Genomic DNA, 20,840 nt, shown 5'->3' with positions numbered 1-20,840 from the left:
GGAAAGCGACGGACATCCATTTGATATAAGGACCGCATCCATGCACCGCTCGCTCGCAAGCCGCTCTGCACTCGCCCTCCTGTTTGCCCTCGCCCTTGCGGGCGGCGCAGCCGCCCAGCAGGCACCTGCGGCGGATCCAGCCGCTCCGGCAGCACCCTGCGGCGGCGATCTGTCCGCCTTCCTTGAAGGCGTCAAGAAGGATGCAGTTGCCGCCGGCGCAAGCGCGGCAGCCGCCGACTCCGCTCTTGCCGACGCCGAGATCGACCCCAAGGTTCTGAGCCGGGATCGGGCCCAGGGCGTCTTCAAGCAGACCTTCCTTGAATTCTCCCAGCGCACCGTCAGCCAGGCTCGCCTCGACATCGGCCGCCAGAAGATGAAGCAATATGCCGACGTCTTTGCCCGCGCCGAACAGGAATTCGGCGTTCCCGCTGGCGTCATCACCGCTTTCTGGGCGATGGAAACCGATTTCGGCGCCGTCCAGGGTGATTTCAACACCCGCAACGCCCTGGTGACGCTGTCGCATGACTGCCGCCGCCCGGAACTCTTCCGCCCACAGCTGATCGCCCTCATCGAGATGGTCCAGCACGGCGATCTCGACCCCGCCACCAATACCGGCGCCTGGGCCGGCGAGATCGGCCAGGTGCAGATGCTGCCGCGCGACATCATCGCCTACGGCATGGACGGCGACGGCGACGGTCATGTCCGCCTGAAGCAGAGCGGCCCGGACGCCATCCTGACGGCGGCTAAGTTCATCCAGCATCTCGGCTTCGAGCGCGGCCAGCCCTGGCTGCAGGAAGTCACCCTGCCCGATAACCTGCCCTGGGAGAAATCCGGCCTCGGCGGCACGATGACGGCAGGCGAATGGTTCGCGCTCGGCGTCAAGCCGCGCGACGGCAACACCGCCTTCGGCAACCTCGAAGGCGATCTGGTGCTGCCGCAGGGCCGCATGGGACCGGCCTTCATCGCCTACCCGAATTTCAAGATCTATCTCGAATGGAACAAGTCGTTCATCTACACGACCTCGGCCGCGTATTTCGGGACCCGGCTTTCCGGCGCCCCGACCTATCTCAAGGGCGTGCCGGAACAGGGCCTCGCCAACGACCAGATGAAGACGCTGCAGACCAAATTGCAGTCGCTCGGGCATGATGTCGGCGAGATCGACGGCATCCTCGGCTCCGGCACGCGTGTCGCGATCCAGAAAGAGCAGCAGCGCCTCGGCATGCCGGCCGACGGCTGGGCAACGCCTGCCCTCCTCAACGCTCTCTGATCGCCGCCTGCACCTCACCGCCACCCGCGTCGCAAGAAACGGGTGGCGCGGTCCGCCGTCTGCGCTAAGCATGAGCCCTGACAGCCGGTGCCGGTTTTTGGCAACCGAGCGGCTTACGGTGGAGGAACCGGTATGGACAGCAGAATGAATGCCTGGACCTGGGGCCTGCTGCTCCTGCTCGGCCTGATCTGGGGAGGCTCCTTCTTCTTTGCCCGCATTGCCGTTCAGCATGTGCCGCCGCTGACCCTTGTCTTCCTTCGGCTGCTGCTCGCCGCGCTGGCGCTTCACGTCTATATCGCCGGCCGCTTCGACGTCTATTCGATCCTCAAGGCGCGCTGGCGCGAATTCCTGATCCTTGGGCTCATCAACAATGCTCTGCCGCATGCGTTGATCTTTTTCGGCCAGACCCGCATCGGCGCCGGTCTTGCCGCGATCCTGAACGCGACGACGCCGATCTGGACCGTGCTGATTGCCAACTACTTCACCTCGGACGAGAAGCTGTCCTCGGCAAAGATCGCCGGCTGCCTCGTCGGCCTCGCCGGAACGATCGTGCTGATCGGCCCCGGCCTGGCGGCCGGCGGCGAAGCGCCGCTCTGGGCTCTGCTGCTTCCCGTGCTCGCCGCCGTCTCCTATGGCTTTGCCGCCACCTACGGCAAGCGGTTCAAGGATGTTCCCGCACCGGTCACCGCGGCCGGCCAGTTGACGGCATCCTCGCTGATAACTCTGCCGCTGTCGCTGCTGGCCGATCGTCCCTGGACGCTCCCGATGCCGCCGGTCGATATTCTCGTCGCGGTGCTGGCGCTGGCGCTGGTATCGACCGCCTTCGCCTATATCCTCTATTTCCGGATCATGGCGGCGGCAGGTGCCACCAACGCCTCGCTCGTCACCTTGCTGGTGCCGCCGAGCGCCATCCTTCTCGGTGTGCTTTTCCTCGGCGAAAGGCTCACACCCGGCGAATTCGCCGGCATGGCGCTGATCGGTTTCGGCCTCGTCATTCTCGACGGCCGCGCCTATCGCCGGATGGTGAAGACCACCTGAGCCAGGTTGCGAATTCCGCGTGTTTTCAACCGCTTGCCTCTTCGCCATGTTTTCGGCGCATAGGTAAACCGGCAATCGCCGGATTTAACGGCACGTTAAAATCTGTGAACAAAAATTTATCGAATATAATCGATTAGTTTCAACGGCTTGCCGCTAGCCACGTCGACTTGTCCACCGCGCCCTTCGGCAGCGCAGCATAGAATCCGCTTCCCAACCGACATATTTCCGACATATTATCGGCCGGTTAACGCGAGGAGACAGACATGGGACTCACGCAATCCTTGAATGTTCTGTTGGTCAGTGCAGCGTTTGCTTTCGTCTTGTCCATGCTCTTCATCTGAGCTGGCCGATGAAAGTGGAATGACTGGTAGTACCTGAACTCCCCTGATCAATCCGCCAATGAAAAAGCGCATGTCCCGCCCGACATGCGCTTTTTCACCTTTTCAAACCCTTTAGATCAGGCCGCAGCGCCCGCGCTTTTTGCCGGCCGGCGGCAAAAGCCGAGATTTTCGAGCACAGCGGAAACCAGCGGCGCGCGGTTCATCGTATAAAGATGGAAGTCATGGATGCCGCGCCGGACGAGATCCTCGATCTGTTCGGCGGCGACATCGGCGGCGACCTTTGCCCGCTCCTCGGGCTTGTCGTCGAAGCCGGCGAAGCGTTCATCGAGGAAGGCCGGGATGATCGTGCCGCAGGCGCCGGCGAAACGCTTCAGCTGCGTCAGGTTCTGGATCGGCATGATACCGGGCACAACGGGGATCGAGACCCCGGCAGCGCGCACCTTCTCCAGGTAGCGCTCGAAATTGTCGTTGTCGAAGAAGAACTGTGTCAGCGCCCGGTCTGCGCCGTTATCGGCCTTGCGCTTCAGCATGTCGATATCGGCGGCCGTGTCACGGCTTTCCGGGTGTTTTTCCGGATAGGCGGAGACCGAAATCTCGAAATCGCCGACCGACTTAAGGCCAGCCACCAGCTCGGCCGCATTGGCATAGCCGCCGGGATGCGGCTGGTAGGGGGCGCCGGCGCCGCCGGGCGCATCGCCGCGCAGCGCCACGAAATGCGTGACGCCGACCTTGCGGAACGTCTCGATCATCTGGTGCGTCTCTTCCTTCGTCGCGCCGACGCAGGTCAGGTGCGAAGCGGTGGCGAGCGGCGTCTGCGACAGGAAACGCGTGACGGCGGTCAGTGTCGGCGCCTTGGTGGTCCCGCCGGCGCCATAGGTAACCGAGACGAAATCCGGGTCCCAGTCCTGCAGCTTGCTGACCGTATCCCAGAGCTGACCTTCCATCTCCTCCGATTTCGGCGGGAAGAATTCGAAGGAGATCCCAATATTGCGGCCGCGTGCCTCGTTATTCAAAGCCATGTCATACTCTCCCGGCAAATGTAGGTTCGGCGCCTTCGCTTAGTTGCGAAGCCATCAGGCGCCTCGGATCGCGCGCGAGCCAGACGGTGACCGTCAACCCCTGCCCGCTTTGCTGACCCGGATGAAGGTCCACGACCTGCTCGACGTCGAGCCCGGCCCTGTGCAGCCAGTCGGATATCGCCTGGTGCGAAAAGCCGAGACGGACATGCGCATGCTCGTCGCGGAGATATTCGAGCGTGTGCGGCGCAAGGTCGATGACCACGAGCCGGCCGCCCGGCCGGAGCATGCGCGCCGCTTCCGCGATCGCAATCTCCGGCTGGTCGAAGAAATGCAGCACCTGGTGGATCGTCACCAGGTCGAAATCCTGGCCCTCGAACGGCAGGTTCAGGATATCGGCGTGGCGCACGGTCGCCTTGGTGATGCGGGACTTGTCGAGATTGGCGCGCGCCACGCTCAGCATGTCGCGGCTGGCATCGACGCCGATCGCCCGCCGGTAGAGCCCCGACAGCAGTTCGAGGATGCGGCCGGTGCCGGTGCCGAGATCGAGCAGCGAATCGATCGGCTGACTGCCGAGCAGCCGGATGACGGCGGCGTCGACCTCTTCATCGGCGGCATGCAGGCGGCGAAGCTCGTCCCACTCAGCGGCGTTGCGGCTGAAATAGGCCTGCGCCCGCTCGGCGCGCTGGCGCTTGACCTGCGACAGCCTTTCGCCGTCGCGAAGCACGGTCGGATCGTTCTCGGAGACATGCTTCAGTAATGCCCGCACCAGCATCGCCGCCTTGCCCTCCTGCTTGAGGCGGAAATAGGCCCAAGCGCCTTCCTGGTAGCGTTCGATCAGTTCGGCCTCGCCAAGCAGCTTCAGGTGGCGGGAGATGCGGGGCTGGGATTGGCCGAGAATTTCGGTAAGATCGGTTACCGTCAGGTCGCCACCGTCGAGAAGCGCCAGAAGACGCAGGCGCGTGGGCTCGCCGGCCGCCTTCATGACGTCCACCAGCGCATCCAGTCCAAGCTTCAAGGGTTCGCTCATCTTCAGTCCAATCAAGATATAAAGATATCTTTATGTGATTTGGACGATGGTGACAAGCGGCATTTCGCGCTTGAGCGAAATTGCCTGCTCAAATTGCGACAGGCCAGACGTGAAAAAGCCCCGGTAGAAACCGGGGCTTCGTGACTGCAAAAACGGCTGCAATCAGCGCGTCAGGCGCTTATGGGCCTGGCTGCCCGGATTGAGGGCATCGGGACCAAGACGACGCACCTTGTCCTGCTCATAATCCTCGAAATTGCCTTCGAACCATTCGACATGGCCTTCGCCTTCGAAAGCCAGGATGTGCGTCGCCAGGCGGTCGAGGAACATGCGATCGTGGCTGATGATGATGGCGCATCCGGCAAACGCCTCAAGCGCGCTTTCGAGCGCACCCAGGGTTTCCGTATCGAGGTCGTTGGTCGGTTCGTCGAGCAGCAGCACGTTGCCGCCGGCCTTGAGCATTTTGGCAAGGTGAACGCGGTTTCGCTGGCCGCCCGAGAGATTGCCGACCTTTTGCTGCTGATCGCCGCCCTTGAAGTTGAAGGCGCCGCAATAGGCTCTGGAGTTCATATCGAACTTGCCGAGCTTGATGACTTCGGCGCCGCCAGAGATTTCCTCCCAGACGGTCTTGCTGCCGTCGAGTGCGTCGCGGCTCTGGTCGACATAACCAAGATGGACGGTCTCACCGATGCGGATCGATCCCGCATCCGGCCTTTCCTGGCCGGTGATCATACGGAACAGCGTCGTCTTGCCGGCGCCGTTCGGGCCGATAATGCCGACGATGCCGCCCGGCGGCAGCTTGATCGACAGGTCGTTGATCAGCGTGCGGCCCTCGAAGCCCTTGGTGATGCCTTCCATCTCGATGACCACCTGTCCCAAGCGCTCGCTGACCGGGATGATGATCTGCGCATCGCCGGGACGCTGCTTTTCGGCCGCCTCCACCAGCTGTTCATAGGACTTGATACGCGCCTTGGACTTGGCCTGACGAGCCTTCGGGCTGGAGGCGATCCATTCCTGTTCGCGGCTGATCGCCTTCTGGCGGCCCGCCTCTTCCCGGTTTTCCTGCTGCATGCGCTTGGCCTTGGCGAGCAGGTAGGCCGAGTAATTGCCTTCGTAGGGAATGCCGCGGCCGCGGTCGAGTTCGAGGATCCAGCCAGTGACGTTGTCCAGGAAGTAGCGATCGTGGGTGATCATCATCACGGCGCCCGGATAGTCGCGCAGATGCTTTTCGAGCCAGGCGATCGTCTCGGCGTCCAGGTGGTTGGTCGGTTCGTCGAGTAGCAGCAGGTCCGGCTGCGACAGCAGCAGCCGGCAGAGCGCGATACGGCGCCGCTCGCCGCCGGACAGGCTGGTGACATCGGCGTCGCGCGGCGGGCAGCGCAAGGCTTCCATCGCCATCTCGACCTGGCTTTCCAGATCCCAGAGGTTCTGGCTGTCGATGATGTCTTGAAGCTTGGCTCCCTCTTCCGCCGTCTCGTCGGAATAGTTCATCATCAGTTCATTGTAGCGTTCGAGCACGGCCGTCTTCGAGGCAACGCCTTCCATGACGTTTTCGAACACCGTCTTGTTGGGATCGATATGCGGCTCCTGCTCGAGGTAGCCGACCGTCGCTCCTTCGGCCAGCCAGGCTTCGCCGGTATATTCCTTGTCCTGGCCGGCGATGATGCGCAGCACAGTGGATTTACCGGCGCCGTTTGGCCCGAGAATACCGATCTTGGCATCCGGGTAGAAGGAAAGGTGGATGTTCTCCAAGATCTTCTTGTTGCCATAGGCCTTGTTGAGGCCGGACATATGATAGATGAACTGACGTGCCATGCTGCGCTGCTCCGGGCGGGAAACTTCGATTGTGCCGCTATGTAGGCGAAACAGCGCCTTCGGGCAACGCCGAAACCCGGTTTACGCAGGATTTCCGGTCAGAAGCCCGCTGCGTCGACGACGCCCTCGTCGCAGCCGAACGTCGTTTTTCCCGCGCCCTGGATCAGATCGCCAAGCCCGGTGCTCTTCGCCGACGCCGCCCCGGCGGCTTCCGAAAGCCCGATGGTTAACCCGCTGATCATCTTGACATTGCCGGCCCGACGGCAGCTCATCTTGACGCGTTCGCCGGCACCCGGCCCGAAGCTCTTGTCGAAAGCCGCCTTGATCGCCTCAGCCTTGACCGGCTTGCCGATATTGGCGGCGAAGAGATCGCGCACGGCCGAGGTGTTGAGCGCGCCGACGAGGTGCACGCCGACGCCGAAATAATCCTCGGCGCTCATTTTCGTGCAGGTGCCGTGCTTTACCCATTCATGCCGTTCCAGGCCGGATTGTGTGCCGGGCATCGCCTTTGCCAGCGCCGCCTGCGTCTCGGCCGACAGCGTAACCGCCGGCAGCGTGTCCCACTTGCCGTCCTTGTCGGCCGCTTTCTGCTCGGCGCTCACGCCGCAATAATCCTGCCGCATCGGCCAGAGCCCGTGCAGCGAAAAATTCGTCGCATCGGCGCGCTCGCCGGTCTGGCTTGCGCATTCGGCCTTCTTCTGATTCGTCTGGCAAAAGGCCGGCTGCCAGCTCGCCGAAAGAATAAAACGGGTGCGCCCACTAGCCTCCTGCGCCACGGCGGCGCCAGCAAGAACCATCGATACGGCGAACGTCAAGGTACGCAACTGCATGCTGCTCATTTCAACCCCCAAAAAAGAACAATACAGGAACAAATAAGCACGAAGATCGAAGACCCGCAACCCTGAATCGCAGCAGGAACGCAATTTGTTATCGGATAAACCCGGAACCGATGTTGCTTTTGGGCGGTGATCTGGTCTGTTGCCGCAAGGAGGATCCCGATGTTTTCTGAAACACAAAGGCTCGCTTCGACGGGGGCGTCGCTCGCCTATCACCATGCCGAGGCCGTCGGCCCGGCACGCGGCATCCTGTTGATATCGCACGGTCTCGCCGAACATTCGAAACGCTATCGCGCCTTTGCCGAGGCGATGGCGGCGCGCGGCTATCATGTTTATGCCCATGATCATCGCGGCCACGGCGAGACAACGGCGCCCGACGCGCCGGTCGGCCGCTTCGCCCGGCGAGGCGGCGTCGACAGGGTGATCGGCGACGTCCTTGCCATGCGCGCTCACGCGGCCATGCGCCATCCCGGCCTGCCGGTAATCCTCTTCGGCCATTCGATGGGGGGCCTGATCGCCCTTAATGCCGCCGTCACGGCGCCGGCCGATTTTAACGCCGTCGCCGTCTGGAATTCGAATTTCGCCGTCGGCCTTGCCGGCCGCGCCGCCCAGGCGATCCTGCTTGCCGAACGCATGCTGAAGGGCTCCGACGTGCCGAGCGGCCTGTTGCCGAAGCTCACCTTCGCCGCCTGGGGACAATCGATTGCGGGCCGCCGCACCGAGTTCGACTGGCTGTCGCGCCTTCCCGGTGAAGTCGACGAATATGTCGCCGATCCGCTCTGCGGCTTCGACGCCTCGGTCTCGCTCTGGCTCGATCTCTTCGAAATGACGTTTCGCGCCCCGCAGAAGCTCCATCTGGATCGGCTGCCGCGCGACCTGCCGATCCATCTGGTAGGCGGCGGAGAAGACCCGGCGACCGAGCGCGGAAAAGCCGTGCTCTGGCTGTCAAACCATTTGAAAGCCTGCGGCTTCTCTCGTATCAGCACTGAGATATATCAGGACATGCGGCACGAAACGCTGAACGAGATCGGCGCGGATGCTGCAACCGCCGCCTTTGCGGATTGGTGCGACGAGGCCGTCGCAAAATCCTGAGCCAGAGAGATTCCGTCATGAGCAGCACCTCCGCCCGCCCAGTTTCCTCAGCCTCCGAGGTGACGACAGGGCTCGCGCTGATGTTTCTTTCGGTGATGTTTTCGCCGCTGATCGATATTTTCGCCAAGCTTGCCGTCGTCACCATCCCCTCCGCCGAGGTTACCGCCGGCCGCTTCGTCGTGCAGGCGCTCTGCATGCTGCCGATCGTCATATGGCGGCGCAGCTTTGCCGATTTCTCCTGGCGCCAGAGCCTGTTCCATGCCATCCGCGGCTTGATCATCACCGTCTCGATGATCTCTTTCGTCACCACGCTGAAATACATGGCGGTTGCCGACGCGATTGCGATCTTCTTCGTCGAGCCGATCATGGTGACCATCCTCGGCGGCATCTTCCTGAAGGAGACGATCGGCTGGCGGCGCTATACCGCCTGTGGCGCCGGCTTCTTCGGGGCGATGCTGATCATCCAGCCGAGTTTCCAGGAAGTCGGCTATATCGCCCTCCTGCCCGTCCTCAGTGCGCTTTGCATCGCGATCTTCGTGCTGATGACCCGCGTCCTCTCGCACCGGGAAGATCCCTGGGCGATGCAGTTCCAGATGGGCATCTGGGGCCTCATCTTCTGCGCCGTCCTGCTTTTTATCGGCGATGGAAGCGGCTCTGATCTCTTCGATCCCGTCGTGCCCGAAGGCAGCGCCTGGTTCTACGTCGCCGGTGTCGGCGCCATGGCCGCAATTGCGGGCATCTTCGGCGTCTATGCCTATCGCGCCGCACCCGCCTCGACGCTGGCGCCGCTGCAATATTTTGAAATCGTCTCAGCGACGATCTTCGCCTGGCTGGTTTTCGGCGACTTCCCGGACGCGGTCAAATGGCTCGGCATCGCCATCATCATGGCATCGGGCTTGTACATCCTCTGGCGCGAGCGCCGCTTTGCTTCAAGGCCTGTATCCGATACATCTGAGGCGACGCTGGCGCCGTAAAGACCGACGAGGGAATATGACGCAGACCACGAAAAAGCCGCCGCTTGCAGGCATCCGGGTGATCGAGCTTGCCCGCGTGCTGGCCGGCCCCTGGGCCGGCCAGATGCTTGCCGATCTCGGCGCCGACGTCATCAAGGTAGAAAACCCCGACGGCGGCGACGATACCCGCCAATGGGGGCCGCCCTTCGTCGAAGGCGCGGACGGCGAAAATCTCTCGGCCGCCTACTACCACGCCACCAATCGCGGCAAACGCTCCGTCACCGCCGATCTGAAGAGCGCCGAAGGTCAGGATTTCGTCCGCCGCCTGGTTGCGTCAGCCGATGTGGTGATCGAGAACTTCAAGCTCGGCGGTCTCGTCAAATACGGGCTCGATTACGACAGCCTGCGCAAGGTCAACCCGAAGCTCGTTTATTGCTCGATCACCGGCTTCGGTCAGACCGGCCCCTATGCCAGCCTCGCCGGCTATGATTACATCGTCCAGGGCATGTCCGGCTTCATGTCGATCACCGGCGAGCCGGACGGCCAGCCGATGAAGGCCGGCGTTGCCATCGCCGATATCTTCACCGGCATCTATGCCGTCTCGGCGATCGAGGCCGCCCTGATCCACGCGCTCAAGTCGGGCGAAGGCCAGCTCGTCGACATGGCCCTGCTCGACGTGCAATCGGCCGTTCTCGCCAATCAGAACATGAACTACTTGGTTTCCGGGGCCGCCCCCACCCGCCTCGGCAATGCCCATCCGAATATCTCGCCCTATGAGGTCGTGCCAGCGGCGGACGGTTTTCTCATTCTTGCCATCGGCAATGACGGCCAGTTCCGCCGCCTCTGCGCCATCCTCGGCCTGGATGCGATCGCCGGCGACGGGCGTTACGCCACCAACAAGGCCCGCGTCGCCAATCGCGGCGAAGTCCGCCGTCTCGTCTCCACCGAGACGCTAAAATGGCGCAAGGCGGATTTGTTGAAGGCCTGCGAGGAGAATGGAGTTCCCGCCGGCCCGATCAACACGATCGAGGAAATGTTTGCCGATCCGCAGGTAGAAGCCCGCGGCCTGCGCATCGATCTTGCCGATCGCGCCGGTACAGTCATCCCCGGAGTCAGGACGCCGGTAGTGCTGTCGGAAACGCCGCTGCACTATAGCAGGCCGAGCCCGCGTCTCGGCGAACACACCGAAGAGATTCTGGCGGAACTCGCCGAGCGCGAGAGGAAGGCATCGTCATGAAGAAGGCATTGTCATGAAGAAGACTGGCGGGGAACTAATCGTCGAGGCGCTGAAGGCGAACGGCGTCAAGCGTCTGTCCTGCGTGCCCGGCGAGAGCTTCCTTGCCGTTCTCGATGCGCTACGCGACAGCGACATCGATGTGATCGTCTGCCGCCAGGAAGGCGGCGCGGCGATGATGGCCGATTGCTGGGGCCGGCTGACCGGCGAACCCGGCATCTGCATGGTCACCCGCGGCCCCGGCGCCACCAACGCGTCTGCCGGTCTGCATATATCAAAGCAGGATTCGATCCCGATGATCCTCTTCATCGGCCAGGTGCAGCGTGAAGCACGCGAGCGTGAGGCTTTCCAGGAGGTCGAATTCCGCCGCGCCTTCACCGAATTCGCCAAATGGGTGGGCGAGATCGACGATGCCGCCCGCATTCCCGAGTTCGTCACCCGCGCCTTTGCGATCGCAACCTCCGGCCGCCCCGGCCCCGTAGTGCTGACGCTGCCGGAGGATATGCTGCGCGACGAAGTCGAAGCGCCCCGCGCCAAGCGTTATGTCAGCGTCGAGGCCCATCCCGGCCGCCGCCAGATCGACGATCTCTATCTGAGACTGCTCAAAGCCGAGCGGCCGATGGTGATCCTCGGCGGCACGCGCTGGGATGCCGATGCCGTCGCCGATTTTGCAATCTTCGCCGAACGGTTCCAATTGCCGGTCGGCTGTTCCTTCCGCCGGCAGATGCTGTTCGATCATCTCCACCCCTCCTATGCCGGCGATGTCGGCATAGGCATCAATCCGGCGCTGGCAAAGGAGATCAAGGAGAGCGACCTGCTGATCCTGCTCGGCGCCCGCATGTCGGAAATGCCGTCTTCGTCCTATACGCTGATCGATCTCCCCTACCCCCAGCAATCGCTGATTCACGTCTATCCCGATGCGTCCGAACTGGGCCGCATCTACCGCCCGGATCTCCCCATCTGCGCCGCACCTGCCGATTTCGTCGCGGCCCTTGCCGATCTGGAAGCGCCGGCCGAGCCGCATTGGGCGGAGCGCACGCAGCGCATGCACCAGGCCTATCTCACCTGGTCGAAACCGCCGGCGACAGGTCCGGGCGCCGTCCATATGGGGCCGATCATGGAGTGGCTGGAAGCCAATACCGGGCCGGAGACGATCTTCACCAACGGCGCCGGCAACTACGCCACGTGGCTGCACCGCTTCCATCGTTTCCGCCGCTTCAACACCCAGGCCGCGCCCACCTCAGGCTCGATGGGTTACGGCCTGCCCGCCGCCGTCGCCGCCAAGCGGCTCTTTCCAGAGCGCGAGGTCATCTGCTTTGCCGGCGACGGCTGTTTCCTGATGCACGGTCAGGAGTTCGCCACTGCCATCCGCTACGGCCTGCCGATCATATCGGTCGTGGTCAACAACGGCATCTACGGCACGATCCGCATGCATCAGGAGCGCGAATATCCCGGCCGCGTCAGCAGCACCGACCTGACCAACCCCGACTTCGCAGCCCTTGCCCGCGCCTATGGCGGCCATGGCGAAACGGTGGAAAGCACCGAGCAATTCGCCGCGGCCTTCGAGCGGGCGCGCGAAAGCGGCAAGCCGGCAATCATCGAAGTTAAACTCGATCCCGAGGCGATCACGCCGACACGCACGCTCTCGGAAATTGCGCAAACAAAAAGCCGGTAAGTCCGTGAGCTCACGCACCTACCGGCTTTGATGCAGTGCTGCGGCGACGATCAGTCGATCGCGGCCGTGACGATGAACTCAACCTTGTATTTCGGCGCTGCGAGCTTGGCTTCGCTGGTGGCGCGGGCCGGCGGATTGGCCGGATCGATCCAGGCTTCCCAGGCGGCGTTCATCTCGGCGAAATAGGCAATGTCGGAGAGATAGACGATCGTCTGCAGGATCTTCGACTTGTTGCTGCCGGATGCAGTCAGCAGGCGGTCGACTTCGGCAAGCGAGGACTTGCACTGATCGGTGACGCTTTCGCCCTCGCCGACCTGGCCTGCGAGATAAACCGTGTTGCCGTGAATGACGGCGCCGCTCATGCGTGCGCCGACGTCGATACGCTTAATGCTCATCATAGTCTCCTGAGTGAATGGGAAGGTGGCGGCGCCGCTGCGGTGCAGCGCCGGAAAATCGGCAGCCGGAATGGGGGCCTAGCTGCGGATATGGTGGGTCTTCTGGTAGATCGCCGTCGAGCGGGCGCCGGAGCGGCAATAGCCGAGCATCGGCCGCGGGAACTCGTCGAGCGCGTCGACCATGCCCTGGACCGCTTCCTCGGTCACGCCCATCGGCCCGACGGGCACATGGGTGATCTCCAGACCGAGTTCCTTGGCACGTGCCTCGATAACGGAAAACGACGTCTGATCGGGGCTCTCATGGTCGGGGCGGTGGCAGACGATCGATTTGAACCCCAGCGCCTTGATATCGTCAAGGTCCTCGGGCGTGATCTGACCCGAAACCGAATATTCATCGTCGATCTGGCGAATATCCATCGTCCTGTCTCCTCAAAAATGGTGGGCTGAAGGTCTACGACGCAGCTTGGCAAGCGTCAACAACACTTCGCTCACAGGAAGGCAAAGCTCAGCCCATAGCTGCGGCTCTCGCCGGGCGCCAGCATGTTGAACTCGCCGGCTGCCTGAAGCTCGTCACGCAATACCCAGCGATGCGAGACCGGCTCGATGCCGATGATATGGGCCGGCGCCTTCTGGTTTCGCCACACCTGCAGATAAGGCAGCGTGTCGGCGCGGAAACGCACGCGAAGCGTCCTGCCGCCGATCGCGGCGATGGGCCCTAGGCGAACTTCGGCAAAGCCCTGCTCCGTTGCCGGCGCCGACACGCAGAAGATGCCGCCCGGCTCCTCGCCGAATGTCCAGGGGAAACCGCCATTCTCCAGCATCCCGCCCTCGATCCGCGTGCCCTCGTCCAGCCATTTACCGCCGGTGTTCATGTGATACATCAGGAAGGTCGGCACCGTCTGATCGCTGGTGTTGACGACCCGGTCCTCGAGCCGGACCTCACCGGTCGCCCCATCGATCCGCCACAGCCGCTCGATGCGCTGCGGCAGTCCTTCGACCGTGGTGATGTCGATATCGGCCCGGCATTCGGCATTGCCGTTCTTCAATTTCGTCCACAGCACCTTGGCCGCATGGCCGGAGGCCGATCCGTGCAGCGGATAGACCTTGCCCTCGGCGCTACCGGCGATCGGCTGGCGGTGGCGGATATGGTCCGGCCCGCAGGTGAACAGGAAGCCTTCGAGCGAGTGATCGATTCGGGGATCGCCGTCGTCGGGAATGGCGCGCTTCGGCGCGATGTCGACGCCTTCGACGATGCATCCGCCGATATCCAGCACCGATGCTTCATCGAGCATCAGGCGCGGCCCGCTTGCAGCGGCAAATTCGATCATCGCAGTCTCCTCAGGGGCTTATCGGCCGAGTAGCGTTAGATTTTGCGCCGTCTTTCGTCAATCGAACCCTTTTCCTCTCTTGCGCTTTTGCCGCAACCATGGATTTTGCGGAACTGACGCGGAGACGCAAACGTTTATGAGTAAAAGGAAATCTTAGTGATTTTCATATTTTGTTCAGCACGGTTTCATAAATTCCACACTAGCGTCAAAATTCGCAGGTGTGTGTCGGCCCAGTCACTGTTCGAGGTGTGAGACGTGAATCGTTTTTTAAAGTCGGCATTTTCGCTTGCGGCCGTGCTGGCAGCCATTGCCGTTGCAGCACCGGAGGCCGGCGCGCAGCAGTTCCGTGACCGCCGCCAGAGCGATGTCGTACTCGTCACCCCGAGAGGCGAAATCCTCGACTATGTCCCGCGCGGCTATATCTACGCCCGCGACCGCAGCGGCAACCGCGTGCTGATCGACGACTACGGCAATGTCGTCGCCACCGAGATGCGCGCCCGCGGCTACTATCCGCCGCGGCCCGGCCCGCGCGACGTCTATGCCGACCAGAACGGCAACGATCCCTATTACGCCGACGATGGCGACGCACGTTACTCCGAGCGCGGTGCGGTCACCGGCGGCATCCCGCGCGATGCGGCGATCGAACGCCAGCCGCTCGGCGAACAGCCCTATCCCCAGGACAACAGCATCGGCAATCCGCAGTCCGGCGACGATTATGCCTCGATCGATCCCGACCAGCAGATTCCGCCCGCCGACGCGCCCAAGGCCGCGCCGGACGAACCCGTCATCACGCTGAAGAATAAGTCGAAGCCGGAGATCGTCGCGCTGCAGGTCTTCCTCGACCGCGCCGGCATCTCGCCCGGTGTCATCGACGGCCATATGGGCTCGAACGTCACCAAATCGGTCTATGCCTATGACCAGATGACCGGCTCCAAACTCGACCCGAACGACACCGACGCCATTCTGGAAGAGTTGCGCATGAACGGCGGCCTGCCGGTCGTCAGCTACACGATCACGCCGGCCGATGCCGCCGGCCCCTATGTCGCAGAGATCCCGGAAGACTATTCGCATAAGGCGCTGCTGCCGTCGCTTGCCTATACATCGACCACCGAAATGCTGGCCGAGCGCTTCCACATGGACGAGGCCTTCCTCAAGGAGATGAACCCCGGCGCTGATTTCAGCGTCGCCGGCACCGTCATCAAGGTCGTCAATCCGGGTGAGCCGAAGAGCGGCGAAGTTGCCCGTATCATCGCCGACAAAGGCCGCAAGCAGGTCTTTGCCTATGATAGCGCCGGCAATCTCATTGCCGCCTATCCAGCATCGATCGGCTCCACCGACACACCCTCCCCGTCGGGCATCGTGACGGTCGAGCGCGTCGCCTTCAATCCCGGTTACACCTATAATCCGAAGATCAATTTCCAGCAGGGCGCCAACGACAAGATCCTCAACATTCCGCCCGGCCCGAACGGCCCGGTCGGTACCGTCTGGATGGCGCTCTCCAAGCCGACCTACGGCATCCACGGCACGCCCGAGCCTTCCAAGATCGGCCGCACCCAGAGCCACGGCTGCATTCGCCTGACCAATTGGGACGCAACCGAGCTTGCCAAGATGGTCAAGCCGGGAGTGACGGTCGAATTCGTCGATTGAAGCCAGCGTGATAACGACACGGAAAAGGCCGCTGGATCGCTCCGGCGGCCTTTTCGGTTTATACGGGGGATGTTCAGGCCGCCGTTGCCATACGGAGCGACACCGTCAGCCGGGCGGGCAGCTTGCTCATGATCTCCTCGGCAAAACAGGTGGCGTTTTCACGCGCCTTGTCGAGATTGCTGACGCGGGCGGGATCGAGCGTGTGCAACGTGCCGCCACAGTCGAAGATGTCTCGGAAGGCGGAGCGTTCGATGATCGCCGTGTCCAGCACCGGCACATGCCGCTCGCTGAGCAGCGATTTGACGAGTTGCAGCGCCCGGGTCGTGACCATCGAGTTGACGCGGGTCAGCACCACTGAATGACCGATCTTGATACCCGCCTTTTCGTCCAGATACTGCAGCAGTTCGAGCACCTGCGCGCCGCCGCGCGCATCCATCGCACAGCCCTGGATCGGGATCAGCACATGGTCGGAAAGACCGACGGCGGTGGCAAGCAGCGGATTGCGCGCACCCGGCAGGTCGACGATGAAATAGTCGGTATTGTGCTTGTTCTCACTGATATGCAGCGGCAGCGAGGCGGTGGTGACGAAATCGATCACCGAAATATTGGGCACATGACCAGATATCTCGTGCCAGCGCGAAATCCAGTGCTGCGGATCGGCGTCGAGAATGGTGACGCGAAAACCCTTGCGGGCAAGCTCGGTGGCGAGCAGGAGAACAGCGGTCGTCTTGCCGGCGCCGCCCTTAGTATTTGCGAATGTGATGACAGGCATGTTCAGTCCTCGGAAGGAAATGGTGCGAGCCGGAATCGCTCTTTTACGCACCATCGGAGCATCGTGCGGTTAATCCATCCTTTCTAATCATGGTTAACAAATTCCAAACACGCGCGCCGAAATTGCAGCCGGTATTTTTCACATCCCTAAAATTGGGGATGTCGCTAGAATGAAAAAAGCCCGGAAAGCAAGGCTTTCCGGGCCGGTCTGCAGGTCCGATCTTATGATCTCAGAAGCAATCGCTGAAAAGCGCCTTGGTATTCTCGAGCGTCATGGCAACCGGGTTGCCGCCCGCGCTCGGATCTTCGATCGCCATGGCCGACAATTCGTCGATGCGGTCGGCAGCGATTCCCATCGCCGTCAGCGTCTCCGGCACGCCGAGGTCGGACCGGAGCTTCAATACATAGTCGTAGAAGCCGTCGAAACCGCCCGAAATACCGAGATAGGCGGCGGCGCGGCTGATCTTTTCCTCGATCGCCGTGCGGTTGAAGCGCAGCACCGCCGGCATGACAACTGCGTTGGTCATGCCGTGATGGGTGTTGTAGACGGCGCCGATCGGGTGCGACAGCGCGTGAATAGCGCCGAGCCCCTTCTGGAAGGCGACAGCACCCATGGCGGCAGCGGACATCATGTTGGCGCGTGCTTCAAGATCGGTGCCTTCCCGATAGGCGCGCGGCAGGAATTCCTTGACGAGCCGCATGCCTTCGAGCGCGATGCCGGCCGACATCGGGTGATAGAAAGGCGAGGAATAGGCCTCCAGGCAATGGGCAAAGGCATCCATGCCGGTGCCGGCCGTGATGATCTTCGGCATGCCGACGGTCAGTTCCGGATCGGAGATGACGACACCAGGCAAGAACTTCGGATGGAAGATGATCTTCTTCACATGCGTTTGCGAATTGGTGATGACGCTGGCGCGGCCGACTTCCGAGCCGGTACCCGCTGTCGTCGGCACGGCGACGATCGGGGCAATGCCTTCGAGGCTTGCCCGCGTCCACCAGTCGCCGATATCCTCGAAATCCCAGACAGGCCGGGTCTGACCTGCCATGAAGGCGACGCACTTGCCGAGATCGAGGCCCGAGCCGCCGCCGAAGGCGACGACGCCGTCATGGCCGCCATCCTTGAAAGCCTTGACGCCGGCCTCGAGGTTCTTCTCGTTCGGGTTCGGATCGACGTCGGCAAAGATCGCCCGGCCAAGGCCTGCGTCTTCGAGAATGTCGAGCGCGTTCTTGGTGATCGCCATCGAGGCGAGGCCGCGGTCGGTGACCAGCAGCGGCTTTTTGATGCCGAGGCTCTTGCAGGCGTCTGCCAGTTCCTTGATCCGGCCCCGGCCGAGCTTGACCGATGTCGGATAGCTCCAGTTTGCGGTGATGTTGCTGCTCATACTGTGACTTTCTTCAGGTGGAAGGATTTCGGGCGCGTCAGATTCTGGAAGCCGATGATCGACAGCGAGCCGCCGCGGCCCGTCTCCTTGACACCGGTCCAGCAGAGCGCCGGGTCGAGATAATCGGCGCGGTTCATGAAAACGGTGCCGGTTTCGATCTCGCGGCCGAGCCGCCCTGCCCGTTCGGCATCCTTGGTCCAGAGCGAGGCCGTTAGCCCGTACTGGCTATCGTTCATCAAGGCGAGCGCCTCTTCGTCGCTCTTCACCTTCATGATGCCGACCGCCGGACCGAAGGTCTCCTCGCGCATGAAGGCCATGGAATGGTCGACATCGACGAGAACCTGCGGTGCGAGATAAGCGCCGCCGTCGTCCTGAGGGAAAAGCTTGGGATCGACAAGCGCCTTGGCGCCCTTGGAGACCGCATCGGCAATCTGCTCGCGCACCACCTTGGCGAAGCGCTTGTTCGCCATTGGTCCGAGCGAAGTCTCGGGATCGAGCGGATTGCCGAGCTTGTAATTCGACACCCAGGCGACCGACTTTTCGACGAAGGCGTCGTAGAGGGATTCGTGCACATAGATGCGCTCGATGCCGCAGCAGCACTGGCCGGAATTGTAGGTCGCGCCGTCCATCAGCGTATCGACGGCCGCCTCAAGATCGGCGTCTTCCATGACGTAACCCGGATCCTTGCCGCCGAGTTCGAGGCCGAGGCCGGTGAAGGTGCCGGCGGCGGCCCGCTCCATCGAGCGCCCGCCTTCGACCGATCCGGTAAAGTTGACGAAATTGAAGCTGCCGGCAGCAATCAGCGCCGAGGTCGTCTGATGATCGAGGAAGACATTCTGGAACACGTCCTCGGGAATGCCCGCCTCCACGAAGGCCTGCACCAGCCGCTCGCCGACGAGCAGCGTCTGCGAGGCATGTTTCAGAACGACGGTATTGCCCGCCATCAGCGCCGGCGCAATCGTGTTGATTGCGGTCATATAGGGATAGTTCCAGGGTGCCACGACGAAGACGACGCCATGCGCTTCGCGCTCGATGCGGCGTTCAAAACGATCGCTCTCCTCGATGACAACAGGCGCCAGCGCATCGGCAGCGATCGAGGCGACATAGTTGGAGCGCTCGTTGAAACCCTTGTATTCGCCGCCATACTTGACCGGCCGGCCCATCTGCCAGGCAAGCTCCGGCACGACGACGTCGGACATCTCGTTCAGCCGCGCAGCACCCTTCAGCACCAGTTGCACGCGCTCTTCGAGCGGCCGTTTCGCCCAGGCCTTCTGCGCCTTGCGGGCCCGCGCCACAACATCCTTGGCGGCATCGAGAGAAAGTGCGGCGCGTTCGGCATAGACCGACCCGTCAACCGGTGAAATGCATTGGATCATCGTCATGATCGATTTCCGTCCTCGTATTGATCAAAATTTCGGCGAGGGCATGAGCCCCTCATCCGCCTGCCGGCACCTTCGCCCCGTAAGCGGGGCGAAGGGGGATAGCCGCAGCGTCTCCGTCCCATCTACCTCTCGTATGGCAAGTCCCCTCTCCCCGTAAAACGGGGAGAGGGTTAGGGTGAGGGGCAAACAACCCGCAATCCCTACTAGGCTCTTTCGAAACCGCGCGCCACTTCCCAATCGGTGATGCGGCGGTCGTATTCTTCCTGCTCCCATTCGGCAGCACGGGTATAGTGGTCGATCACATCATCGCCGAAGGCTTTGCGCAGCATTGCCGATTCCGTCATTGCGGTCGTGGCGGCGCGGAGCGTGCGCGGGATTTCTCGAATATCCTTGCCGCCATAGGCGTCGCCGACGAAAGGAGCCTCGAGCTCGAGCCTGTTCTCGATCCCGTCGATACCGGCCGCAAGCAGCGCGGCAAAGGCGAGATAGGGATTGAGATCGGAGCCGCCGACGCGGCACTCGATGCGGATACCCTTGGTCTCTTCGCCGCAGAGGCGATAGCCGGCGGTGCGGTTGTCCTTGCTCCAGATCGCCTTGGTCGGTGCGAAAGTGCCGGCCATGAAGCGCTTGTAGGAATTGATGTAGGGCGCCAGGAAATAGGTGATCTCGCTCGCATGCGCGAGAAGCCCTGCAACATAATTATGCATCAGCGGCGACATGCCGTATTTGCCGGTATGGTCGAAGAACAGCGGCTTTTCCTCAAGGCTCCAGAGCGACTGATGGATATGCGAGGAACTGCCGGCGGCATTGTAATTCCACTTGGCCAGGAAGGTGATCGCCTTGCCTTTCGACCAGGCGATCTCCTTGCAGCCATTCTTGATGATCGCGTGCCGGTCGGCCATGGCGAGCGCATCGGCATAACGCACGTTGATCTCCTCCTGGCCGGCCGAGGCCTCGCCCTTGGAGTTCTCGACCGGAATGCCGGCGCCCTGCAGCCCGGTGCGGATCGCTCGCATCACCTCTTCCTCCTTGGTAGTCTGGAAGATGTGGTAGTCCTCGTTATAGGCGCTGGCGAGCTTGAGGTTGCGGTAGCCAGCCGTATGCGCCGACTCGTAGCTCTGGTCGAACAGGAAGAATTCGAGCTCGGAGGCCATGTAAGCCTTCATGCCCATATCTTCGAGGCGCTTCACCTGCTTCTTCAGGATTGCACGCGGCGAATGGGCGACCTCTTCATGGGTGTGATGGTCGAGCATGTCGCAGAGCACCAGCGCCGTGCCCTCGAGCCAGGGAATGCGGCGCAGCGTCGCCAGATCCGGCTTCATCGTATAGTCGCCGTAACCCTTTTCCCAGCTGGTCGCCTTATAGCCGGAAACCGTCTCCATCTCCATGTCGGTGGCGATCAGATAGTTGCAGCTATGGGTTTCCTTCCAGGCGCTCTCGACGAAATATTCCGCCTGAAAGCGCTTGCCCATCAGACGGCCTTGCATGTCCACCTGGCACGCAAGAACCGTATCGATGCGCCCTTCGGCAACATCCTTCTTGAGATCGTCGAATGTGTAGCTGCTCATGGTTGATCCGCCTGACATTGGAATTGAGATGATCGGGGCAACGAAATCGCATGCGCTCGGCCGATGTGGGCCT

Annotated in this window: 18 protein-coding genes; 7 read left to right on the top strand and 11 right to left on the bottom strand. The window is 62.3% G+C overall.

Annotation, left to right across the window (positions count from 1 at the left end; all coding sequences use genetic code 11):
* Window positions 1-40: 40 nt before the first annotated feature.
* Window positions 41-1,267, top strand: a complete 1,227-nt coding sequence (locus tag OS035_RS27040; protein WP_183853374.1) for a lytic murein transglycosylase — start codon at window positions 41-43, stop codon at window positions 1,265-1,267.
* A 132-nt stretch (window positions 1,268-1,399) separates the two neighbouring features.
* Window positions 1,400-2,305: a DMT family transporter gene (locus OS035_RS27035; RefSeq protein WP_097628228.1), complete on the top strand. Its 906-nt coding sequence runs from the start codon at window positions 1,400-1,402 to the stop codon at window positions 2,303-2,305.
* A gap of 457 nt (window positions 2,306-2,762) precedes the next feature.
* Here OS035_RS27035 and metF read toward each other — a convergent pair whose 3' ends face one another.
* The 4 genes from metF to OS035_RS27015 all read right to left on the bottom strand — a co-directional run bounded on the left by metF (window position 2,763) and on the right by OS035_RS27015 (window position 7,343).
* Window positions 2,763-3,665 carry a methylenetetrahydrofolate reductase [NAD(P)H] gene (metF, locus tag OS035_RS27030; RefSeq protein ID WP_310805166.1) on the bottom strand — a complete coding sequence of 301 codons (903 nt, stop codon included), beginning with the start codon at window positions 3,663-3,665 and terminating at the stop codon, window positions 2,763-2,765.
* A 1-nt stretch (window position 3,666) separates the two neighbouring features.
* The gene (locus OS035_RS27025) at window positions 3,667-4,692 is read right to left on the bottom strand and encodes an ArsR/SmtB family transcription factor (RefSeq protein WP_183853370.1); all 1,026 of its coding nucleotides are present in this window, start codon (window positions 4,690-4,692) and stop codon (window positions 3,667-3,669) included.
* A 162-nt stretch (window positions 4,693-4,854) separates the two neighbouring features.
* Window positions 4,855-6,504, bottom strand: a complete 1,650-nt coding sequence (gene ettA / locus OS035_RS27020; RefSeq protein ID WP_097628225.1) for an energy-dependent translational throttle protein EttA — start codon at window positions 6,502-6,504, stop codon at window positions 4,855-4,857.
* Window positions 6,505-6,602: 98 nt separating this feature from the next.
* Window positions 6,603-7,343: a ribonuclease T2 family protein gene (locus tag OS035_RS27015; RefSeq protein WP_183853447.1), complete on the bottom strand. Its 741-nt coding sequence runs from the start codon at window positions 7,341-7,343 to the stop codon at window positions 6,603-6,605.
* A gap of 159 nt (window positions 7,344-7,502) precedes the next feature.
* On the opposite strand from OS035_RS27015, the gene OS035_RS27010 reads away from it, so the two are divergent.
* The 4 genes from OS035_RS27010 to OS035_RS26995 are packed head-to-tail and all read left to right on the top strand — an operon-like array spanning window position 7,503 to window position 12,294.
* Entirely contained in the window at window positions 7,503-8,432 is a 930-nt protein-coding gene (locus tag OS035_RS27010) for an alpha/beta hydrolase (RefSeq protein ID WP_310807045.1), read from the top strand.
* Between the two features lie 17 nt (window positions 8,433-8,449).
* Window positions 8,450-9,406: a DMT family transporter gene (locus tag OS035_RS27005; RefSeq protein ID WP_097628222.1), complete on the top strand. Its 957-nt coding sequence runs from the start codon at window positions 8,450-8,452 to the stop codon at window positions 9,404-9,406.
* Window positions 9,407-9,422: 16 nt separating this feature from the next.
* Window positions 9,423-10,622: a CaiB/BaiF CoA transferase family protein gene (locus tag OS035_RS27000; RefSeq protein WP_183777634.1), complete on the top strand. Its 1,200-nt coding sequence runs from the start codon at window positions 9,423-9,425 to the stop codon at window positions 10,620-10,622.
* Between the two features lie 13 nt (window positions 10,623-10,635).
* Entirely contained in the window at window positions 10,636-12,294 is a 1,659-nt protein-coding gene (locus OS035_RS26995) for a thiamine pyrophosphate-binding protein (RefSeq protein WP_310805168.1), read from the top strand.
* 50 nt (window positions 12,295-12,344) lie between these two features.
* Here OS035_RS26995 and OS035_RS26990 read toward each other — a convergent pair whose 3' ends face one another.
* The 3 genes from OS035_RS26990 to OS035_RS26980 all read right to left on the bottom strand — a co-directional run bounded on the left by OS035_RS26990 (window position 12,345) and on the right by OS035_RS26980 (window position 14,017).
* Entirely contained in the window at window positions 12,345-12,689 is a 345-nt protein-coding gene (locus OS035_RS26990; RefSeq protein ID WP_097628219.1) for a RidA family protein, read from the bottom strand.
* A 78-nt stretch (window positions 12,690-12,767) separates the two neighbouring features.
* Window positions 12,768-13,106, bottom strand: coding sequence for a TIGR01244 family sulfur transferase (locus OS035_RS26985; RefSeq protein ID WP_097628218.1), 339 nt, complete (start codon window positions 13,104-13,106; stop codon window positions 12,768-12,770).
* 71 nt (window positions 13,107-13,177) lie between these two features.
* A complete protein-coding gene (locus tag OS035_RS26980; RefSeq protein WP_331814258.1) occupies window positions 13,178-14,017 on the bottom strand; it encodes an aldose 1-epimerase family protein in 840 nt (279 codons plus the stop codon).
* Between the two features lie 255 nt (window positions 14,018-14,272).
* Between OS035_RS26980 and OS035_RS26975 the strand changes: the two genes are divergently transcribed.
* Window positions 14,273-15,664, top strand: a complete 1,392-nt coding sequence (locus tag OS035_RS26975) for a L,D-transpeptidase (RefSeq protein WP_331814257.1) — start codon at window positions 14,273-14,275, stop codon at window positions 15,662-15,664.
* A gap of 73 nt (window positions 15,665-15,737) precedes the next feature.
* Here OS035_RS26975 and OS035_RS26970 read toward each other — a convergent pair whose 3' ends face one another.
* The 4 genes from OS035_RS26970 to OS035_RS26955 all read right to left on the bottom strand — a co-directional run bounded on the left by OS035_RS26970 (window position 15,738) and on the right by OS035_RS26955 (window position 20,767).
* Window positions 15,738-16,436 carry a ParA family protein gene (locus OS035_RS26970; protein ID WP_097628215.1) on the bottom strand — a complete coding sequence of 233 codons (699 nt, stop codon included), beginning with the start codon at window positions 16,434-16,436 and terminating at the stop codon, window positions 15,738-15,740.
* A gap of 229 nt (window positions 16,437-16,665) precedes the next feature.
* On the bottom strand, window positions 16,666-17,817 hold the full coding sequence (locus OS035_RS26965; protein ID WP_310805170.1) for an iron-containing alcohol dehydrogenase: 1,152 nt from the start codon (window positions 17,815-17,817) through the stop codon (window positions 16,666-16,668).
* Window positions 17,814-19,199 (bottom strand): aldehyde dehydrogenase family protein, encoded by a 1,386-nt coding sequence (locus OS035_RS26960; protein WP_097628213.1) that lies wholly within the window; start codon window positions 19,197-19,199, stop codon window positions 17,814-17,816. The genes OS035_RS26965 and OS035_RS26960 overlap by 4 nt, the downstream gene beginning before the upstream one ends.
* 203 nt (window positions 19,200-19,402) lie before the next feature.
* Window positions 19,403-20,767, bottom strand: a complete 1,365-nt coding sequence (locus OS035_RS26955) for a glutamine synthetase family protein (protein ID WP_097628212.1) — start codon at window positions 20,765-20,767, stop codon at window positions 19,403-19,405.
* Between the last annotated feature and the right edge of the window lie 73 nt (window positions 20,768-20,840).

It is taken from the genome of Rhizobium sp. 268 (assembly GCF_036571585.1).
GTDB classification, from domain to species: Bacteria; Pseudomonadota; Alphaproteobacteria; order Rhizobiales; family Rhizobiaceae; genus Rhizobium; species Rhizobium redzepovicii.
This window is presented reverse-complemented; position numbering and strand designations above follow the sequence as displayed.

What these genes read in the sequence shown, in the direction of transcription:
- OS035_RS27000 (WP_183777634.1), top strand. Translation starts at nt 9,423, where the DNA reads ATGACGCAGACCACGAAAAAGCCGCCGCTTGCAGGCATCCGGGTGATC.
- OS035_RS26960 (WP_097628213.1), bottom strand. Translation starts at nt 19,199, where the DNA reads ATGACGATGATCCAATGCATTTCACCGGTTGACGGGTCGGTCTATGCC.
- OS035_RS27010 (WP_310807045.1), top strand. Translation starts at nt 7,503, where the DNA reads ATGTTTTCTGAAACACAAAGGCTCGCTTCGACGGGGGCGTCGCTCGCC.
- OS035_RS26980 (WP_331814258.1), bottom strand. Translation starts at nt 14,017, where the DNA reads ATGATCGAATTTGCCGCTGCAAGCGGGCCGCGCCTGATGCTCGATGAA.
- OS035_RS27035 (WP_097628228.1), top strand. Translation starts at nt 1,400, where the DNA reads ATGGACAGCAGAATGAATGCCTGGACCTGGGGCCTGCTGCTCCTGCTC.
- OS035_RS27005 (WP_097628222.1), top strand. Translation starts at nt 8,450, where the DNA reads ATGAGCAGCACCTCCGCCCGCCCAGTTTCCTCAGCCTCCGAGGTGACG.
- OS035_RS26970 (WP_097628215.1), bottom strand. Translation starts at nt 16,436, where the DNA reads ATGCCTGTCATCACATTCGCAAATACTAAGGGCGGCGCCGGCAAGACG.
- OS035_RS26955 (WP_097628212.1), bottom strand. Translation starts at nt 20,767, where the DNA reads ATGAGCAGCTACACATTCGACGATCTCAAGAAGGATGTTGCCGAAGGG.
- OS035_RS27025 (WP_183853370.1), bottom strand. Translation starts at nt 4,692, where the DNA reads ATGAGCGAACCCTTGAAGCTTGGACTGGATGCGCTGGTGGACGTCATG.
- OS035_RS26985 (WP_097628218.1), bottom strand. Translation starts at nt 13,106, where the DNA reads ATGGATATTCGCCAGATCGACGATGAATATTCGGTTTCGGGTCAGATC.
- OS035_RS26965 (WP_310805170.1), bottom strand. Translation starts at nt 17,817, where the DNA reads ATGAGCAGCAACATCACCGCAAACTGGAGCTATCCGACATCGGTCAAG.
- OS035_RS26995 (WP_310805168.1), top strand. Translation starts at nt 10,636, where the DNA reads ATGAAGAAGACTGGCGGGGAACTAATCGTCGAGGCGCTGAAGGCGAAC.
- OS035_RS27015 (WP_183853447.1), bottom strand. Translation starts at nt 7,343, where the DNA reads ATGAGCAGCATGCAGTTGCGTACCTTGACGTTCGCCGTATCGATGGTT.
- OS035_RS27040 (WP_183853374.1), top strand. Translation starts at nt 41, where the DNA reads ATGCACCGCTCGCTCGCAAGCCGCTCTGCACTCGCCCTCCTGTTTGCC.
- OS035_RS26990 (WP_097628219.1), bottom strand. Translation starts at nt 12,689, where the DNA reads ATGAGCATTAAGCGTATCGACGTCGGCGCACGCATGAGCGGCGCCGTC.
- metF (WP_310805166.1), bottom strand. Translation starts at nt 3,665, where the DNA reads ATGGCTTTGAATAACGAGGCACGCGGCCGCAATATTGGGATCTCCTTC.
- ettA (WP_097628225.1), bottom strand. Translation starts at nt 6,504, where the DNA reads ATGGCACGTCAGTTCATCTATCATATGTCCGGCCTCAACAAGGCCTAT.